This window comes from Pseudomonas sp. HY13-MNA-CIBAN-0226 (assembly GCF_040310305.1).
GTDB lineage: Bacteria > Pseudomonadota > Gammaproteobacteria > Pseudomonadales > Pseudomonadaceae > Aquipseudomonas > Aquipseudomonas gregormendelii.
Genome location: NZ_JBEOPS010000004.1, coordinates 55,198 through 72,826 on the forward strand (window position 1 = coordinate 55,198; position 17,629 = coordinate 72,826).

At 60.3% G+C, this 17,629-nt stretch carries 12 protein-coding genes; 7 read left to right on the forward strand and 5 right to left on the reverse strand.

The window, feature by feature from the left end:
* Window positions 1-545: 545 nt before the first annotated feature.
* Window positions 546-1,568 (reverse strand): zinc-dependent alcohol dehydrogenase family protein, encoded by a 1,023-nt coding sequence (locus AAEZ05_RS05610; protein ID WP_350646774.1) that lies wholly within the window; start codon window positions 1,566-1,568, stop codon window positions 546-548.
* Window positions 1,569-1,833: 265 nt separating this feature from the next.
* On the opposite strand from AAEZ05_RS05610, the gene AAEZ05_RS05615 reads away from it, so the two are divergent.
* The 4 genes from AAEZ05_RS05615 (at window position 1,834) to AAEZ05_RS05630 (ending at window position 8,910) form a co-directional block, all read left to right on the forward strand.
* A complete protein-coding gene (locus AAEZ05_RS05615) occupies window positions 1,834-2,763 on the forward strand; it encodes a LysR family transcriptional regulator (RefSeq protein ID WP_045058370.1) in 930 nt (309 codons plus the stop codon).
* A gap of 280 nt (window positions 2,764-3,043) precedes the next feature.
* Entirely contained in the window at window positions 3,044-4,297 is a 1,254-nt protein-coding gene (gene mexE, locus AAEZ05_RS05620; protein ID WP_045058369.1) for a multidrug efflux RND transporter periplasmic adaptor subunit MexE, read from the forward strand.
* Window positions 4,298-4,312: 15 nt separating this feature from the next.
* On the forward strand, window positions 4,313-7,492 hold the full coding sequence (locus AAEZ05_RS05625; RefSeq protein ID WP_350646775.1) for an efflux RND transporter permease subunit: 3,180 nt from the start codon (window positions 4,313-4,315) through the stop codon (window positions 7,490-7,492).
* On the forward strand, window positions 7,489-8,910 hold the full coding sequence (locus AAEZ05_RS05630) for an efflux transporter outer membrane subunit (RefSeq protein WP_045058367.1): 1,422 nt from the start codon (window positions 7,489-7,491) through the stop codon (window positions 8,908-8,910). Before AAEZ05_RS05625 ends, AAEZ05_RS05630 begins: the two co-directional genes overlap by 4 nt.
* Before the next feature lie 143 nt (window positions 8,911-9,053).
* Here AAEZ05_RS05630 and AAEZ05_RS05635 read toward each other — a convergent pair whose 3' ends face one another.
* Genes AAEZ05_RS05635 through AAEZ05_RS05645 form a run of 3 tightly spaced genes read right to left on the reverse strand, consistent with a single transcriptional unit; the run spans window position 9,054 to window position 12,346 of the window.
* Window positions 9,054-10,016 (reverse strand): HlyD family secretion protein, encoded by a 963-nt coding sequence (locus AAEZ05_RS05635; RefSeq protein WP_205892590.1) that lies wholly within the window; start codon window positions 10,014-10,016, stop codon window positions 9,054-9,056.
* A gap of 4 nt (window positions 10,017-10,020) precedes the next feature.
* Window positions 10,021-10,221: a DUF1656 domain-containing protein gene (locus AAEZ05_RS05640; RefSeq protein ID WP_045058365.1), complete on the reverse strand. Its 201-nt coding sequence runs from the start codon at window positions 10,219-10,221 to the stop codon at window positions 10,021-10,023.
* Window positions 10,211-12,346: an FUSC family protein gene (locus AAEZ05_RS05645; RefSeq protein ID WP_350646776.1), complete on the reverse strand. Its 2,136-nt coding sequence runs from the start codon at window positions 12,344-12,346 to the stop codon at window positions 10,211-10,213. Before AAEZ05_RS05645 ends, AAEZ05_RS05640 begins: the two co-directional genes overlap by 11 nt.
* A 150-nt stretch (window positions 12,347-12,496) precedes the next feature.
* Here AAEZ05_RS05645 and AAEZ05_RS05650 point away from each other — a divergent pair, with 150 nt between their 5' ends.
* From AAEZ05_RS05650 to AAEZ05_RS05660, 3 genes are all read left to right on the forward strand, one after another.
* The gene (locus AAEZ05_RS05650; protein ID WP_350646777.1) at window positions 12,497-13,552 is read left to right on the forward strand and encodes a tetratricopeptide repeat protein; all 1,056 of its coding nucleotides are present in this window, start codon (window positions 12,497-12,499) and stop codon (window positions 13,550-13,552) included.
* A gap of 233 nt (window positions 13,553-13,785) precedes the next feature.
* Complete coding sequence (locus AAEZ05_RS05655; RefSeq protein ID WP_350646778.1) at window positions 13,786-15,288, forward strand: ATPase domain-containing protein; 1,503 nt, start codon at window positions 13,786-13,788, stop codon at window positions 15,286-15,288.
* The gene (locus tag AAEZ05_RS05660) at window positions 15,285-16,955 is read left to right on the forward strand and encodes an ATP-binding protein (RefSeq protein WP_350646779.1); all 1,671 of its coding nucleotides are present in this window, start codon (window positions 15,285-15,287) and stop codon (window positions 16,953-16,955) included. The genes AAEZ05_RS05655 and AAEZ05_RS05660 overlap by 4 nt, the downstream gene beginning before the upstream one ends.
* A gap of 245 nt (window positions 16,956-17,200) precedes the next feature.
* On the opposite strand, the gene AAEZ05_RS05665 is transcribed toward AAEZ05_RS05660, so the two are convergent.
* On the reverse strand, window positions 17,201-17,578 hold the full coding sequence (locus AAEZ05_RS05665; protein ID WP_045058360.1) for a response regulator: 378 nt from the start codon (window positions 17,576-17,578) through the stop codon (window positions 17,201-17,203).
* Window positions 17,579-17,629 lie beyond the last annotated feature (51 nt).

A 17,629-nucleotide genomic window follows, 5' to 3' on the forward strand; every position in this document is an offset into this window, starting at 1 on the left:
AAAATCGATATCACGACCCGCGCAAATAATTTTTACGCAGCGCTTTGCCCGTTCCATTCTGACGACGGAGATTTATTACCAAATGCTAGCACTTAAAGGAACAAGACATTATTTGAAATAAATGAGCCGCGCCCAAGGCTTCATCACCGATAGTTTCAAAGAATCCGCTCAAAAGCCTTGAGTTAGAAGGCTTACTCTGCGTCCTAGGAAATATCCCACAATGTCTGACAGATAATTACTACGAGAATTTAGGAATAAAGCTACAAGTGCGTTTTTGATCACTGAAAGACGATCAACAGATTGTTTGGCGCATATCAACGGACTGTACTGAAAAGTAACAACTTGACACTCAGTCATGACACATTCCTTGAGATGAAAGCAATCGTTCAATTATCAAGGCTTACTGGCTGATTAGAAGATACAGATGGTGGGGAAAAACCAGTTCAGTTGCTGAACAGGTTGCCCGGAAGAGAAACAGGAGGTTTGTTTAAAACCCGAAAACAAAAAAGTCCGTGTGGGTCACGGACTTTTTCAGGGGGGGGACGTCAGGCCGGTTCGACTTGAAGCGCGACCCGTTCGCGGCATGGGCATTCGTCCATGTAGCGGTGGGCTTCGACGAACTCGGCAAACGGGAACACCCGAGTCTTGAGTGGCAGCAGCACGCGGTCCGCCGTCAGCTGGTTGATATCGCGCAGGGCACGCTGCAGCGACACCTTGTCCTGGACGATGCCCAGTTCCGGCTTGCCGGTGAAGTTACCGATGCAGTGGACGAAGAACTGAATGTTCTTCTGGAACGCTGCACAGGCCGGGAACGGCGTCTGGTTGCCCCCTTGCAGACCGTACAGCACCAGGCTGCCACGGGGTGCAAGGACATCGCCGAGCATTGACATCTGCGGGCCACCCAAGCCATCGAACACCACGTCAACGCCACGGTTATCGGTGATCTTGTTGATCTGCATCAGCAGATCCTGTTCCTCGGTGACGATGACTTTTTCCGCCCCGAGGGACAGCAGGTTTTCCCGCTCTTCGGCATTCTTCGTCGCCGCGATAACCCGTACGCCCAACGCCTTGCCCAGTTGCACAAAAGACGGACCGGCACAGTGGCTGGCGTCAGTGACCAGGGCGAACTGGCCGGGTTTGACCCGTGCCAGGTCGACATAAGCAAAATAGGCGATCAACAGCGGCGTGTAGTGCACGCTGGCTTCAACCGGGCTGAGTACATCCGGGTAACGGGTCAGCGCAGTGCGTGGCAGTACAATCTGTTCGCCGTACACCGGGTAATCATTCGGGCTCTGCGCCGGGAAGCTGGCAACCTTGTCGCCCACTTCCAGATCGTCGACGCCCTCTCCGAGCGCCGTGACCACGCCAGACATTTCATGCCCCAGGCCCGAAGGCAGGCGAGCATGAGAGGGAGCCAGGTTCTGGCGCCAGAGAATGTCGTACCAGCTGATGCCAATCGCCTCGACGCGCACCTGCACTTCGCCCGGTGCGGGCAAAGCAGCCGCATGCTCTTCGCATTTGAGCACCTCGGCCGGACCAAACTTGTGAAAACGGATCGTGCGTGACATCGCAAACCTCGTCAAAGAAACCTCTAATGCCCCGAACTCTATATGGGCTTTGTAGCCAAGACTATCAGTGGCTATTAATAGTCGACATGCCTGTCATTGATTCCGCACCCTCGAAAGGATCAACGGTTGGCCAGGACATGGGCGAACTGCATCGGTAAAAATGAATTATTCGGTGCAGAGTACCAGCCTTTCCCCGTAAGATTCATGCCGGTCATTGTTCTCATATGACCGCCCCCGTCAAGCCTTGACTCTGCCAGGACTCCAGATGAATCGTAATGACCTGCGTCGTGTCGACCTGAACCTGTTGATCGTATTCGAAACACTCATGCACGAGCGCAGTGTGACCCGCGCTGCGGAGAAATTGTTCCTTGGCCAGCCCGCGATCAGCGCCGCGCTCTCGCGCCTGCGTGGGCTGTTCGATGATCCGTTGTTCGTGCGCACCGGACGCAGCATGGAGCCTTCCGCACGGGCAGTGGAGATCTTTGCCCTGCTCTCCCCGGCACTGGATTCGATTTCCACGGCCGTCAGCCGCGCAGCAGAATTCGACCCAGCCACCAGCACGGCGGTATTTCGCATCGGGCTGTCGGACGATGTCGAATTTGCCCTGCTGCCGATGCTGCTCAAGCGCCTGCGCGCCGAATCCCCAGGGATCGTGCTGGTAGTGCGCCGCGCCAACTACATCCTGATGCCGGCCTTGCTGGCTTCGGGCGAGATCTCCATCGGCGTCAGCTACACCGCCGACCTGCCGGCCAACGCCAAACGCAAGGTGCTGCGCCGCAGCATGCCCAAATTGCTGCGTGCCGATACGGTGCCGGGCCCCCTGAGCCTGGACGACTTCTGCGCCCGCCCCCATGCGCTGGTGTCGTTCGCCGGCGACCTGAGCGGGTTTATCGATGAAGAGCTGGAAAAACTCGGGCGCAAGCGCCACGTCGTGCTCGCGGTACCGCAGTTCAACGGCTTGAGCACGTTGCTGTCCGGGACGGATATTGTCGCCACCGTGCCCGATTACACCGCCGACGCTCTGACTGCCGCCGGCGGCGTGCGCGCCGAGGACCCGCCTTTGCCAGTGCGCAGTTTCGAGCTGCACATGGCCTGGCGTGGCTCGCAGGACAACGATCCTGGAGAACGCTGGTTGCGCTCGCGCATCCAGATGTTTTTCGGGGATCCGGACAGTCTTGAGCTACCGGGGCATTAAAGGCCGAAAGCCGGTTTAGATGAGCGGCAAAAAGCAAGACGGCCTTCGCCCGACCCACGACTACCGACTCATTGTCGGGCAGAGACCAATCCTTACACGTCCCGCAACAAACAATTACCATCAAGCATGTTGATAGCCCCCTAACGAAAGGCGCATGCTAGGGGGCTGAATTGATTCTTATATCATTCCGAATGATAGTTACCTTCGCTTCATTCGATTCGTGCGATACAACCCCGCCGATCATCATCCGTCCATTCTTAATACATTGGCGGATGCATCCATGGAACAGTCACTCAAACATTTGCGCTTCCCGTTGGCCATGCTGGCCGTACTGGTGATGAGCGCCTGCGGCAAGACGCCGGAGACAGCGGCCGCCATGCCAGCTGCCAAGGTCAGCGTGGCCAAGGTGCTGGAACAGCCAGTCAACGAATGGGACGAATTCACCGGGCGCCTCGAAGCGCCGGAGACCGTGGAAATTCGTCCGCGGGTTTCCGGGCAGATCGATGAAGTAGCCTTCACTGAAGGCGCGCTTGTCAAGAAAGGTGACCTGCTGTTCCAGATCGACCCGCGTCCGTTCCAGGCAGAGGTCCGCCGCCTCGAAGCCCTGGTTGCGCAATCGCGCGCCAACGCCACCCGCAGTGAAAACGAAGCCCAGCGCGGTGAACGCCTGCGCAGCAGCAATGCGATTTCCGCAGAGCTGGCCGATTCGCGCACCAGTGCTTCGCAAGAAGCCCGCGCAGCCGTCGGCGCTCTGCAAGCGCAACTCGACCTGGCGAAACTGAACCTGAGCTTCACCCGAGTCACCGCGCCCATCAGCGGTCGCGTCAGCCGTGCGGAGATCACCGCCGGCAACCTGGTGACGGCCGACACCACGGCGCTGACCAGCGTGGTTTCCACCGATAAGGTCTATGCCTACTTCGACGCCGACGAGCGCGTGTTCCTCAAGTACACCCAGCTGGCGCGCCAGGGCAAACGCGGTGCAACCACTCCGGTGTACCTGGGCCTGTCCAACGAAGACGGCAACCCGCATCAGGGTGTAATGAACTTTGTCGACAACCAGGTCAACCCGAAAACCGGCACCATCCGTGGTCGCGCGGTATTCGACAACACTGACGGCGCCTACACCCCAGGCCTTTATGCGCGGCTGAAACTGGTCGGCAGCGGCACCTACTCCGCCGTGTTGATCAACGATGAAGCGGTCGGTACTGACCTGGGCAAGAAGTTCGTGCTGGTGATGGATGGCGACAACAACACCGCTTACCGCGCGGTCGAGCTGGGGCCGAAGATCGAAGGGTTGCGCATCGTGCGCAGCGGCCTGAGCAAAGATGACACGGTGATCGTCAAGGGCCTGCAACGTGTACGTCCCGGCTCACCGGTCACCCCTGAAGTGATTCCGATGGCCAGCGAGCAAACCCTCGCGGCACTCGCCCAACAACGACAAGCGCTGGAAGCCAGCAACCTGCCACAAGTCGCACCTGCCAAGGTCGCGCCGGGCTCGGTTGTGAAAGTGGCTGCCGCGACTCCACGCGGTTAAGGGACGACAACTCCGATGAATTTTTCCCAATTCTTCATATCCCGGCCGATTTTCGCAGCGGTTTTGTCGCTGCTGATCCTGATTGCCGGTGCGATCTCGCTGTTCCAGTTGCCCATCAGCGAATACCCGGAAGTGGTACCGCCGACCGTCGTGGTGCGCGCCAACTTCCCTGGTGCCAACCCCAAAGTCATCGGTGAGACCGTGGCGGCTCCCCTGGAGCAAGCCATCACCGGCGTCGAGAACATGCTGTACATGTCCTCGCAGTCGACCGCCGATGGCAAGATCACCCTGACCATCACCTTCGCCCTGGGTACCGACCTGGATAATGCGCAGGTGCAGGTGCAGAACCGCGTCACCCGTACCGAGCCCAAACTTCCCGAGGAAGTGACGCGCATTGGTATCACCGTAGACAAGGCTTCACCCGACCTGACGATGGTCGTGCACTTGACCTCGCCGGACAAACGCTACGACATGCTGTACCTGTCCAACTATGCCCTGCTCAACATCAAGGATGAGCTGGCGCGCCTGGGCGGTGTGGGTGATGTGCAGCTGTTCGGCATGGGCGACTACTCGCTGCGGGTCTGGCTCGATCCGAACAAGACGGCTTCGCGCAACCTCACGGCCACCGATGTGGTTACCGCCATTCGCGAGCAGAACCGCCAGGTGGCAGCCGGTGCCCTGGGCGCCCCGCCCGCACCGAATGCCACGGCGTTCCAGTTGTCGGTCAATACCCAGGGTCGCCTGGTGTCCGAGGAAGAGTTCGAGAACATCATCATTCGCTCCGGGGACAACGGTGAGATCACCCGCCTCAAGGACATCGCCCGGGTTGAATTGGGTTCCAGCCAGTACGCCCTGCGTTCACTGCTGAACAATCAACCGGCAGTAGCGATTCCGATTTTCCAGCGTCCTGGTTCCAACGCCATCGAAATCTCCAACCAGGTCCGCGACAAGATGGCGGAGCTGAAGAAAAACTTCCCGGAAGGCATGGACTTCAGCATCGTCTATGACCCGACGATCTTCGTGCGAGGCTCCATCGAGGCGGTGGTTCACACCCTGTTCGAAGCACTGATCCTGGTCGTATTGGTGGTGATCCTGTTCCTGCAAACCTGGCGCGCCTCGATCATTCCGTTGGTGGCGGTGCCGGTATCGCTGATCGGTACCTTTGCGGTCATGCATTTATTCGGCTTCTCGCTCAACGCCCTGTCGTTGTTCGGGTTGGTGCTGGCCATTGGTATCGTGGTGGACGACGCCATCGTGGTGGTGGAGAACGTCGAGCGAAATATCGGACTGGGGCTGACCCCCGTCGAGGCCACCAAGCGTGCCATGCGCGAAGTGACCGGGCCGATCATCGCCACGGCACTGGTGTTGTGTGCGGTGTTTATTCCGGCGGCATTCATTTCCGGCCTCACCGGGCAGTTCTATAAACAGTTCGCCCTGACCATTGCGATCTCGACGGTGATCTCGGCGTTTAACTCGCTGACCCTGTCGCCGGCGCTGGCGGCGGTATTGCTCAAGAGCCATGACGCACCCAAAGACCGCTTCTCCCGGGGTCTCGACAAGTTGTTCGGTGGCTGGTTGTTCCGTCCATTCAACCGCTTCTTCGACAAGGCCAGCCATGGGTATGTCGGCACAGTGGCGCGGGTTATCCGCAGCAGCGGTATTGCCCTGATCCTGTACGCCGGCCTGATGGTGCTGACGTTCTTCGGTTTCGCCAACACGCCGACCGGTTTCGTACCCGGCCAGGACAAGCAGTACCTGGTGGCATTTGCACAACTGCCGGATGCGGCGAGCCTGGATCGCACTGAAGACGTGATCAAGCGCATGTCCGATCTGGCCCTGAAACAGCCTGGCGTGGACAGTGCGGTTGCCTTCCCTGGCCTGTCGATCAATGGTTTCACCAACAGCCCGAACGCCGGCATTGTGTTCGTCACGCTCAAACCGTTCGACGAGCGCAAGGACCCAAGCATGTCTGCCGGCGCCATCGCCGGTGCTTTGAACGGCCAGTTCGCCGGGATCCAGGAAGCCTACATGGCGATCTTCCCGCCGCCACCGGTACAAGGCCTGGGCACCATTGGCGGTTTCCGCCTGCAAATCGAAGACCGGGGCAACCTGGGCTACGACGAGCTGTACAAGGAAACCATGAACATCATCAACAAGAGCCACAACGTGCCGGAACTGGCCGGCCTGTTCACCAGCTACACCGTGAACGTGCCGCAAGTCGATGCAGCCATCGACCGGGAAAAAGCCAAGACCCACGGCGTGGCGGTCAGTGACATCTTCGACACCCTGCAGATCTACCTGGGTTCGTTGTATGCCAACGACTTCAACCGCTTTGGTCGCACCTATCAGGTCAACGTCCAGGCCGAACAGCAGTTCCGCCTCGAACCGGATCAGATCGGCCAGCTCAAAGTGCGTAACAACAGGGGTGAAATGATCCCGCTGGCGACCTTCATCAAGGTCAGCGACACCTCGGGGCCGGACCGCGTCATGCACTACAACGGCTTCATTACCGCTGAGATCAACGGTGCGGCAGCCCCGGGCTACAGCTCCGGACAAGCGGAAAAAGCCATCGAAAAACTGCTCAAGGAAGAACTTCCGAACGGCATGACGTACGAATGGACCGACCTGACCTACCAGCAGATTCTGTCCGGCAACACCGCGCTGTTCGTGTTCCCACTGTGCGTACTGCTGGCGTTCCTGGTACTGGCGGCGCAGTACGAAAGCTGGAGCCTGCCTCTGGCGGTGATTCTGATCGTGCCAATGACCCTGCTGTCGGCGATTGTCGGTGTGATTGCCTCCGGCGGCGACAACAACATCTTTACCCAGATCGGCTTGATAGTGTTGGTGGGGCTTGCCTGTAAGAACGCGATTCTGATCGTCGAGTTTGCCAAGGATAAACAGGAGGAAGGCATGAGCCCGCTGGCGGCGGTGCTCGAAGCCTGCCGCCTGCGTCTGCGGCCGATCCTGATGACCTCCTTTGCGTTCATCATGGGTGTGGTACCGCTGGTGTTCTCCAGTGGTGCTGGCGCCGAAATGCGACACGCCATGGGTGTCGCGGTGTTCTCCGGGATGCTTGGGGTGACCTTCTTCGGCCTGTTGCTGACGCCGGTGTTCTATGTGCTGATTCGTAATTTCGTGGAGCGCGGCGAACAACGCAAAGCGGCCAAGGCCCTGAAACTGGAGGCGCAACAATGAGCCTGAAAGCCTTCCTGCCGAGCCTGCTGGTGCTGGCCCTGAGCGCCTGCGCCGTAGGCCCGGACTATCAGACGCCTGCGACGGAGCCGGCCCATATCACGGCGGCGACCGAAGGTACTGGCGGCCAGAAAAACTTCGACCGCTCGCGTTTCGAAGGCATCTGGTGGCAGCAATTTGAAGATCCGACCCTCAACCAGTTGGTGGTCCAGTCGCTGCAAGGCAACCGCGACTTGCGAGTGGCTTTTGCGCGCTGGAAAGCCGCCCGGGCGATTCGTGACGATGTCAGCAATGACGCCATGCCCACCATCACCAGCCGCGCCAGCAGCGACCTTGGCAAGGGGCAGATTCCAGGCCAGACCACCAGCCGGGTCAACAGCGAACGTTACGACCTGGGCCTGGACATGGCCTGGGAGATTGATCTGTTTGGCCGCATCCAGCGCAACCTGGAGTCGGCCGATGCTGAACAGCAAGGGATCGAGGCCGATCTGTACCAGCTGCAAGTCACCATGATTGCCGAGCTGGTCGATTCCTACGGTCAGCTGCGCGGCGCACAGCTGCGAGAAAAGATAGCCCTGGCCAACCTGAACAATCAGCAAGAGTCGCGCAAGATCACCATCAGCCTGCGTGATGCCGGCGTCGGTGATCAGCTTGATGTCGAGAGGGCCGATGCACGCCTGGCATCGGTTGAAGCCAGCGTGCCGCAGTTGCAAGCCGAGCAGGTGCGGCAGAAAAACCGCATTGCCACTCTCCTCGGGGAGCGCCCGGACAAATTGAGTGTCGATCTAGGCCCCAAAGATCTGCCCGCCATCGCCAAGGCTTTGCCGATCGGTGATCCGGGAGAGCTGTTGCAACGCCGTCCCGACATCCTGAGTGCCGAGCGCCGGCTGGCGTCGGCCACTGCGCGGATTGGCGTGGCCAAGGCCGATCTGTTCCCCCGGGTCAGTCTGAGCGGCTTCCTTGGCTTTACCGCCGGGCGTGGTTCGCAGATCGGCTCCGCAGCGGCCAACGCCTGGGCGCTGGGCCCAAGTATTACCTGGGCGGCGTTCGACCTGGGCAGCGTGCGCGCCCGTTTGCGCGGTGCCGATGCTGATGCCGAAGGCGCGCTGGCGACCTATGAACAGCAGGTGCTGCTGGCACTGGAAGAATCGGAAAATGCGTTCAGCGACTATGGCAAACGCCAACAGCGCCTGATTTCGTTGATTCGTCAGAGTGAATCAAGCCGTGCGGCCGCCGACCTGGCGCAAATCCGTTACCGCGAAGGCACGGCCGACTTCCTCGTGCTGCTCGACGCGCAGCGTGAGCGCCTGGCAGCAGAAGATACCCAGGCCCAGGCCGAGGTCGATCTGTATCGCGGCATCGTCGCGATCTACAAGGCCCTCGGCGGCGGTTGGGCACCGGAGACGGTCGCCAGTCAGTAACCGCTTCAAGAGCCCCTTTGGTTGGCCGCAACCAACCGATTGTTTAACCCCGCGCCTCATCCGGTCGTGGGGTTTTTTTTGCGCGTTTGGCAGGTAGGTGGGAGGCACACTCAAGGCGGCCCACCCATCAATTGCGCAAGCTTTTATCGCGCCTGTTGTCGGGTGTTCTCCAGCACGGTCACGGTCGCGGTTGTCCCCGCCCGGAGGCGGTTTTTTGCCGCATAGGCAGGATCAATCCCTATGCGCACCGGCACCCGCTGTGCCAGTTTTACCCAGGTGTAACTCGGGTTGATGTTGGCCAGCAGACGCCCACCTGGCAGGTTTTCCCGGTCGGCGATGGCGAAGGCGATGCTTTGCACCGTGCCAGCGAAGGTCTCGCCGCTCATCAATTCGATCTTCACGGGGTCGCCCTCCTGGATGCGCGGCAATTTGGTTTCCTCGAAATAACCCGCGACATAAAAGGAATCGCTGTCCACCAGCGCCAGTAACGCGCCGCCCGCCGGGGCATAGTCACCCTCGCGGGTCAGCAGGTTGGTCACATAGCCACTCACCGGTGCCACCACGCGGGTGCGTTGCAGGTCGAGTTCGGCCTGGGTCAGCGCCGCAATTGCCAGTTGCACATTGGCCTGGGCCAAGCCCAGGTTAGCCTGGTTGCGCAGCAGCTCGGCCTTGGCCACCGCCACCTCGGTACTGGATTTCTCCCACTCCTCACCCGAGATCGCGAACCCTTCCTTGAGCTTGCGCCGGCGTCTTTCCTCACTCTCACGCTGCTTGAGCAATGCCTCGCTGGACACGATCGCCGCCTCGGATTGCCCCAGGGTGGCCTTGGATACTTCTACCGCACGCCTGGCATGTTCAACGGCCAGGGTGTATCGCGCCGGGTCGATCTCCAGCAGCAGCTGGCCCTTGGCAACATGTTGATTGTCCTGCACGCCAAGGCTGACGATGCGCCCTGCTACGTCGGCCGACAAGGTGACCACGTCGGCACGCACCCGCGCGTCACGGGTCCAGGGCGCACGCGTGTAGTGATTCCAGGCAAACCAGCCGAGTAAGAAGGCCAGCAGCACTACGGCGAGGGTGGTTAGACGGGGCAGTAATTTTTTCAAGGTGTCAGGCTCCCATCACCAGTATCAGGGCGGCACACACGCACACGTACAATGCGCCTTCGAACAGCGCCTCGTGCCAGACAAAGCGCAGCACCCCCATGCGCCGCAGGGCCCAGTCCAAGGCAAGAAAAACCGGCAGGGCCAGCAGCAGGGCCTGGGCGATTGGCGGCAGATAGACGCCGCCTACTTCCAGATCAATGGGCAAAATCAGCTACTCCTTCCACGTCCACCGTTTGAAAATGCGCCGAGTGGCGCTCCAGGAACGACACCACAATCAACAGCGCAACGCGCATACGGAACACGCTCCACAAATGTTCATGGGCACCCGAATGCAGAGTGTCCAGATAATCACCGAGTTGGTGCAGGCTACCGAGCACGGCAGTCAGTTCAATACCCTGGCGCCCTGCGATCAGCCGCCCGGTCTCGCGCACGGTGGCCAGCAAGCGACTTTGCACTTCTTCGTCCAGCAAACTGTTGCCCTGCCCCTGCTGTCGCAGCTGGTTCAATGCCACGCCTAACGCCATGCAGCCCAGGCTGAACTCGAAAAATGCCCTGGAGTCTTTGTCGCTCGCGGCGGGCAGCAGCCCCAGCATCATGGTGACCCTGTCGACCATGCGGCTCTCGAAGGCGAATTGCTGTTCGTCGCTGGCCGCGGCCTTCAACAAGGCATACACCTGCGCCCGATTCTCTAAGTACAGCCGGCGGATGCGCAAGGCTGGCCGGAAGGGAAAAATCAGCGCATAGACACTCAATGCCAGCGCCGTGGCGCACATGTACGCGCCAGCAAATTCGAACCACTGGATGGCCGTATTCTGGCCGATCCCCGCGTTCTGCGGCCCCAGCAGAAGGAAGGTGGATAACCCCAGGCCGATCCCGGTGCCGGTAGTGGGCGGGCTGGCCAAACCCACCGCCACGGCATACAGCAAGGGCACCAGCAACAGCGCGAGCATTTCGAAGTCACTGATCATCGGCACCAGCATGAACTGATACAGCGCTGACACCACCAGTGCCAATCCCAGCCCTCGGGCATAACTCTGCGCGGCCAACAGCGGCCGCGGGAATGTCGCCATCAATGAGCAGAGAATGCCGACCAGCACCATCCCTCCGCGGGCGCCGTCCCAACCCGTCTCGATCCAGATCAGACCGGCCACCACCAACGCTGTAAAGGCCCGCACCGCGTTCATGGCCGCCAGGGTGAAATCCAGGTGCAACGGGTTATTCTGCCCGCGGAACACCGAGCTGGCGCGGCGCTCCTCCTGAATCGCATCGCTGAGCTCCAGAATCTGCCCCAGCTGCTCAAGCAGGCGTGCCTGTTCCCAGCGCAGCGACCAGGCCAGCGAGCGCAACGTCGCCGGCATGGCCTCGGTCAGTTGCTCGGCGCGATAGGCAAGCTCATCGAAGCGGTGCTGCAACAAGATGAAATGCTGGCGAGACTCGGCCGCGAGCGAACGGCCCTGCAAAGCAAGTTCGTCGAGGAATGTCAGTTCTTCGGCGCGAATCTGCAGTATTTCTTCCGGCAATTCGCCCTCCCAACGTTCGGTCAGCAGCAGCCGCTGGTGCCGCAGAGCAGTCAGGCGTGACGTCAGCAGCACCAGCTGGTTACCCAGCAGTTGCACCAGGGCGTTGGCACTGCGCAGCCGCGGCGCGTCGAAATACAGATGACGCCGCACGCCTTCCAGGGCGCTGATTTCGCCCAACAACTGCATTTGCCGACGATGGAAATCGTCCTCGCTTTCCTCGGTGCGGATAACAGCGGCGGCGTGGGTGGCGAGCATCTTGATGACCTGGTCGATCCGGGTGAAGTAATCCCGGGCGACTGACTCCGGGCGCGCCGTGAGCAGGCTCACCACGCAGACACACGCCACCGCCAGCAAGGTCTCGGTGACACGGGTTACCGCCAGCAGGAAGATGCCATCCGGCTCGGGTACGGCGAGCAAGGCCACTACCACCGCGGTGTAACCGCTGAGCACGAAGGCCTGGGAACTGGTGTAGCGCAACAACGTCCCCCCTGCGGTGCACAGGGCCAGCCACAAGGCCAGGGTCAGAATGAATGGCAGCGGCGCCTGGGGGAAAATCGCCATGATCAGCACGGCGACCACGGCGCCCAGGGTGGTACCGATGACCTGGCCGAAACTGCGCGCCAGGGTCATGCCGCCCAGGGGTTGGCTGACGATGACCACCGCCATGATCGACCATTTTGGCTGGTCCAGGTCGAACAGGAACGCCAGGTACAGCGTGAGCAGGCCGGCGGCGATGGTTCTCAAGGCGAACACCAACACCCCTGGCCCGGGGTTGAACATTGCCTTGAAATATTGAAGCAGCGGCTGCATGGATGCGCTCGACCAGTATTGTCCCTGCAAGCGTAGTCACTGGGGGCAGTCTGTCGATGCATTTCATTAGCACGCGTCAGGGTTTGACTCCAGGCCCTGCCTGACCGAAGCTGACGGCTTTGCACAAGCTTGTCAGCAATGGATTCCTGCATGCCCCAGTCACGCCGCTACCTGATCATCAGCCTCTGCGCGCTGTTCGCCGTTGTGCTGGCCTGGTTCTTCCTGCGCAGCACCACCCCCGACGTCCCGCCTGCGATCAAGCGGGGTTACAGCGAAGCGCTGGAGCAGGCCCGAGCCGGCAAACCCGGCGCTGCGCGGGTGCTCTATCAACAACTGGCGCGCCCCGACATCTCCGATAAACGACGAATCTGGCTGCACGCCGAACTGCCTAACTACCCAAGCTCGGTCGCCCTCAAACTGGCGGATGCCGACTTGCAACACGAATCGGCGAAGGTGCGTGTGGCTGCCATCAAGAGCATCAGCGCCCTGGTGCCCAATGGCCAGCGCAGCCTGTTGATCGGGCCATTGCTCGATGACCGCGAACAGCAGGTGCGTTATGCCGCGGTAAATGCCTTGCTCGGCCTGTCCCCGGATGAGCTTGGCTTGTATTTCGGGCCGCTGGAGCAGGCCATCGATGTCTGGGAGAAGGATCTGCAGGCGCAACCGCCCAGCGCTGACAATTATTACCAGCTAGCTCTGCTTCATCTGCATAACGGTGACCTGAAGGAGGCGCAGCAGGCGCTGGAGAACGCTCTGCAACTGGCCCCCACCAATCTGCCGGCGCTGGTGATGCAAATCGACGTACTGGACAGGCAAGGCCAGAGCGACGCCGCCCGGCTGCTGTTGGCCAAGCAGTTGAAAGCCCAGCCGGATTCGGCTTACCTGCAGCATGCCCTCGGAATGTGGTTGCTGCATCACGGGCAGAGTGAATATGCCGTTCTGGGTTTGGCCAAGGCGGTAGAGCTGGAACCGGATAACAAGGACTACCGCTACGACCTGGCTACCACGTTGCACGATGAGCAGGAACTGGAAGCGGCGCAGAAGCAGTTGCAGGAAATAGTCGAGCGCAATCCCGCCGATCGTCGGGCCCGGGTGTTGTTGATCAATTACTGGAAGGAAAGCGGGCAGTTGCAGAATGTGCAGATTCTGCTGGCTCAGCTTGAGCAGATGAACCCGGATGATCCGGCGTTGCAGCAGGGGCTTTGAGGCAAGTCGGGTCCAGTAGAAGCAACGTTAGCTTTGCTCTCACAACCCTGCATACCCAACAACGTGCCAAAGCCCTAAATCCTGAATAACCCACAACTCGTTAAAGCCCAAAATACGCCAAAACCGCAAATAGTGTGGAACCGCCGTGATGGCACAAGGTCAAGTGATCAGGCAGTCCGAGCAGGCATTTCAGGCCTGCGGCCTCGCTTCCCCTAGTCATGAGAGGGCTTTTTTTGTCTACATCTAACGAGTTGTTCAGCGCAAAGGCCGCTACCGGTATCGAAGGTCTGGATGACATCCTGGCCGGTGGCTTGTCCCGCGGACACGTTTTTTTGCTGGAGGGTGAACCCGGTACTGGCAAAACCACCGTTGCTTTGCATTTTTTGATGGCCGGCGCTCGAGCCGGCGAGCGCTCGTTGTACATCACACTTTCGGAAACCGAACGAGAGTTGCGTCAGGGCGCGTTGTCCCACGGTTGGGAACTGGACGAAAACATCCACATCTTCGAGCTGACACCTCCGGAAAGCCTGCTCAACGCCGAACATCAGCAAAGCCTGCTGTATTCCTCCGACCTGGAGCTTGGCGAAGCGACCCGGCAGATTTTTGAAGTGGTCGAGCGCGTCAAGCCGACCCGCGTTGTACTGGACAGCCTCTCCGAGATCCGTCTGCTGGCCCAGAGCTCGCTGCGCTATCGTCGGCAGATCCTCGCCATCAAGCATTACTTCGTGCGCTACGACGCCACCGTAGTGCTGCTGGATGACCTCACTACCGAATCCCTGGACAAGACCGTGCACAGCGTCGCGCACGGGGTCATTCGCCTGGAAGAGTTGACGCCCAACTACGGCGCCGAACGCCGGCGCATTCGTGTGGTGAAATACCGCGGCCAGAAGTACCGCGGAGGTTTCCACGACTTCACCATCATGGGTGACGGCGTGCATGTCTTCCCCCGTCTGGTGGCGGCCGAACACCGCGGCAAGTACATCCGCACCCAAATGACCAGCAGCATTAAAGAGCTTGATGCCCTGCTCGGCGGCGGCATCGAAACCGGCTCCAGCACCCTCATCCTTGGCCCCGCCGGTACGGGCAAATCGCTGATTTCGATGATCTTTGCGGCAGCGGCTGTGCTGCGCGGGGAAAAGGCCGCGCTGTTTATCTTCGACGAAGAACTGGGGCTGTTGTTCGAGCGCATGAATAACATGGGCATTGACCTCAAGGCCCTGCAGGACACCGGCAACCTGATGATCGAGCAGGTCGACGCGGCCGAGCTGTCCCCCGGCGAATTTTCCCACCGGGTGCGCCGTTGCGTGGATGAACGCGGAATCAAGACAGTGGTCATCGACAGCATCAACGGCTATCAGGCCGCCATGCCGGAAGAAAATGCCCTGGTCCTGCACATGCACGAGTTGTTGCTGTACCTCAACCGTCGGGGCGCCGCGACGTTCATGACCGTTGCCCAGCACGGCCTGGTAGGCGACATGCAGGCCCCCGTCGATATTACCTACCTGGCTGACACGGTGATCCTGCTGCGCTATTTCGAAGCGTTGGGCAAGGTTCGCCGCGCGATCTCCATCATCAAGAAGCGCACCGGCAGCCACGAATCCACCATCCGCGAATACCGTATCAGCGGCAAGGGCATGACCATCGGCGAGCCGCTCGATGCTTTCCAGGGTGTTCTGCGCGGCGTACCTACCTACATGGGCGCCCGCAAGCCGTTACTCGGGGACGAAGCCCCGTGACGGCTCAGGTCGCAAAGTCCGAGCGCGCGATCATTCTCGCGCCATTGGGACGTGACAGCCAGATCGCCCTGATGATGCTCAACGAAGCCGGATTCACCGGGGTCATCACCCGCGACCTGACGTCCCTGTGCAGTGAGCTTGTGCTGGGTGCCGGGCTGTTGCTGATTTCTTCTGAGGCCTTGCTGGGCGGCGATCTCGAACCCCTGGTGGGGCTGATCGAGCAACAGCCGGCATGGTCGGATCTGCCCATCGTATTGATGACTCATCATGGGGGCCCCGAGCAAAACCCCGCTTCGCGTTTCAGCCCGCAACTGGGCAACGTGACCTTCCTTGAGCGTCCTTTTCATCCGGTGACCTTGATCAGCCTGGTCACCACCGCCTTGCGCGGGCGCCGACGACAGTACGAAGCCAGGGACCGGCTGATCGACCTGAGTCAGAGCGAGCTACGCCTGCAGAATACCCTCGAAACCCTGGAACAGCAGGTTGAGGAACGCACCGCGCAGTTGCGCCATAACGAAGAAGTCCTGCGCCAGTCGCAAAAAATGGAAGCCGTGGGACAGCTCACGGGTGGCATTGCTCACGACTTCAACAACATGTTGACCGGGATCATTGGCAGCCTGGAGCTGTTACGCCGGCGTCTGGCCCGTGGTCGCACGGACGACCTGGACGGCTTGATCGACCTGGGTGTGACCTCGGCCAATCGCGCCGCCGGCCTGACCCACCGACTGCTGGCGTTTTCACGCCGCCAGTCGCTGGATTCCAAACCGGTGGAGATGAACGCCCTGGTGGTCTCCATGGGCGAGCTGTTGCAGCGCAGCATTGACGAAAGCATTCAGCTGGACATGCAGCTGGATCAGCAACTGTGGGTGGCCGAGGCCGATCCCAATCAGCTGGAAAGCGCCCTGCTCAACCTCGTCATCAATGCCCGGGACGCCATGCCCAACGGCGGCAAGCTGGTGGTCAAGACTCGCAACGAACACCTGGATGCGACCTTTACCGACGCCCATGCCAATCTGGCGCCGGGCGACTACGTGATGCTCAGCGTCACGGACAACGGCTGCGGCATGCCACAAAGCACCATCAGCCGGGCCTTTGACCCCTTCTTCACCACCAAGCCCATCGGCCAGGGCACGGGACTGGGCCTGTCGATGATCTATGGTTTCAGCAAGCAGTCTCGGGGTCATGTGGCCATTAGCAGTGAAGTGGGTGCGGGCACTACCGTGAGCCTGTACCTGCCGCGTTTTGGCGGTGATGTGCCACAGTATTTGCCGGTGGATGCACCTCATGCGCCCTACGCGCGAAACGGCGAGACAGTGTTGATCGTTGAAGATGATCCGGCGGTGCGAGTGCTCGTCAGCACGGTCCTGAGCGATCTTGGCTACGCCTATGTGGAAGCCGGCGACGCAGACAGCGCAGTACCGATTCTCGACTCGACGCAACGCATCGACCTGATGATCAGTGACGTCGGGCTGCCTGGCATGAACGGGCGGCAGCTGGCGGAGATCGGGCGGCAGTTCCGGCCGGATCTCAAGGTGTTGTTCATTACCGGTTACGCAGAACACGCGGCGGTGCGTGGCGGGTTTCTTGACCCTGGGATGCAGATGATCACCAAGCCCTTCACCTTCGACCTGTTGACGGCGAAGGTGCGGGAGATGACCCATATTTGAGCCTGCAGGCTTTTTTGACCGGTTTTGGCTTGGCTTGACCCGCTTTGACCGGGTTTGACCGGGTTTGGCCGGTTTGTGACCGGTAGGAGCTGCCGAAGGCTGCGATCTTTTGATTTTGATTTCGGGATCGAGGGATCGCGCTGGATTATTTCAGATCAAAAGATCGCAGCCTCGTTTCACTCGACAGCTCCTACGCAGCTCCTACGCAGGTCGTACGCAGCTGCTGCGGGGTGTCTTCGCAGCTTCTACGACAGCATGTCCCGCATCAATTCCTGCAACACATCCAGATCGAATGGTTTGCCCAGGATGGGTGCCTTGCGGGTAATCGGGCTGTCGGTCTCGCGGATTTCCTGCGGGTAGCCGCTGATGAAGATCACCTTCAGTTCCGGTCGCAATTTTACTGCGGGCTCGGCAATCTGCACGCCGGAAATGCCACCGGGCAGCCGGAAGTCGGTGATCATCATGTCCAGGTGCGGTTTGCTCGCGAGGATCGCGAAGGCCTCCTCGCCGTTCTCAGCCTGCAGCACGCGGTAGCCCTCGCCCGATAAATAAGCGGACAACACCATCAATATCGAGGGGTCATCCTCGACGACAAGTACTACATCTTGCGCATCTTCACTCATGGGAAGCCTTTGTTCGGTCAATAGCTGCTGATACGACCGTGGGGTCGACCA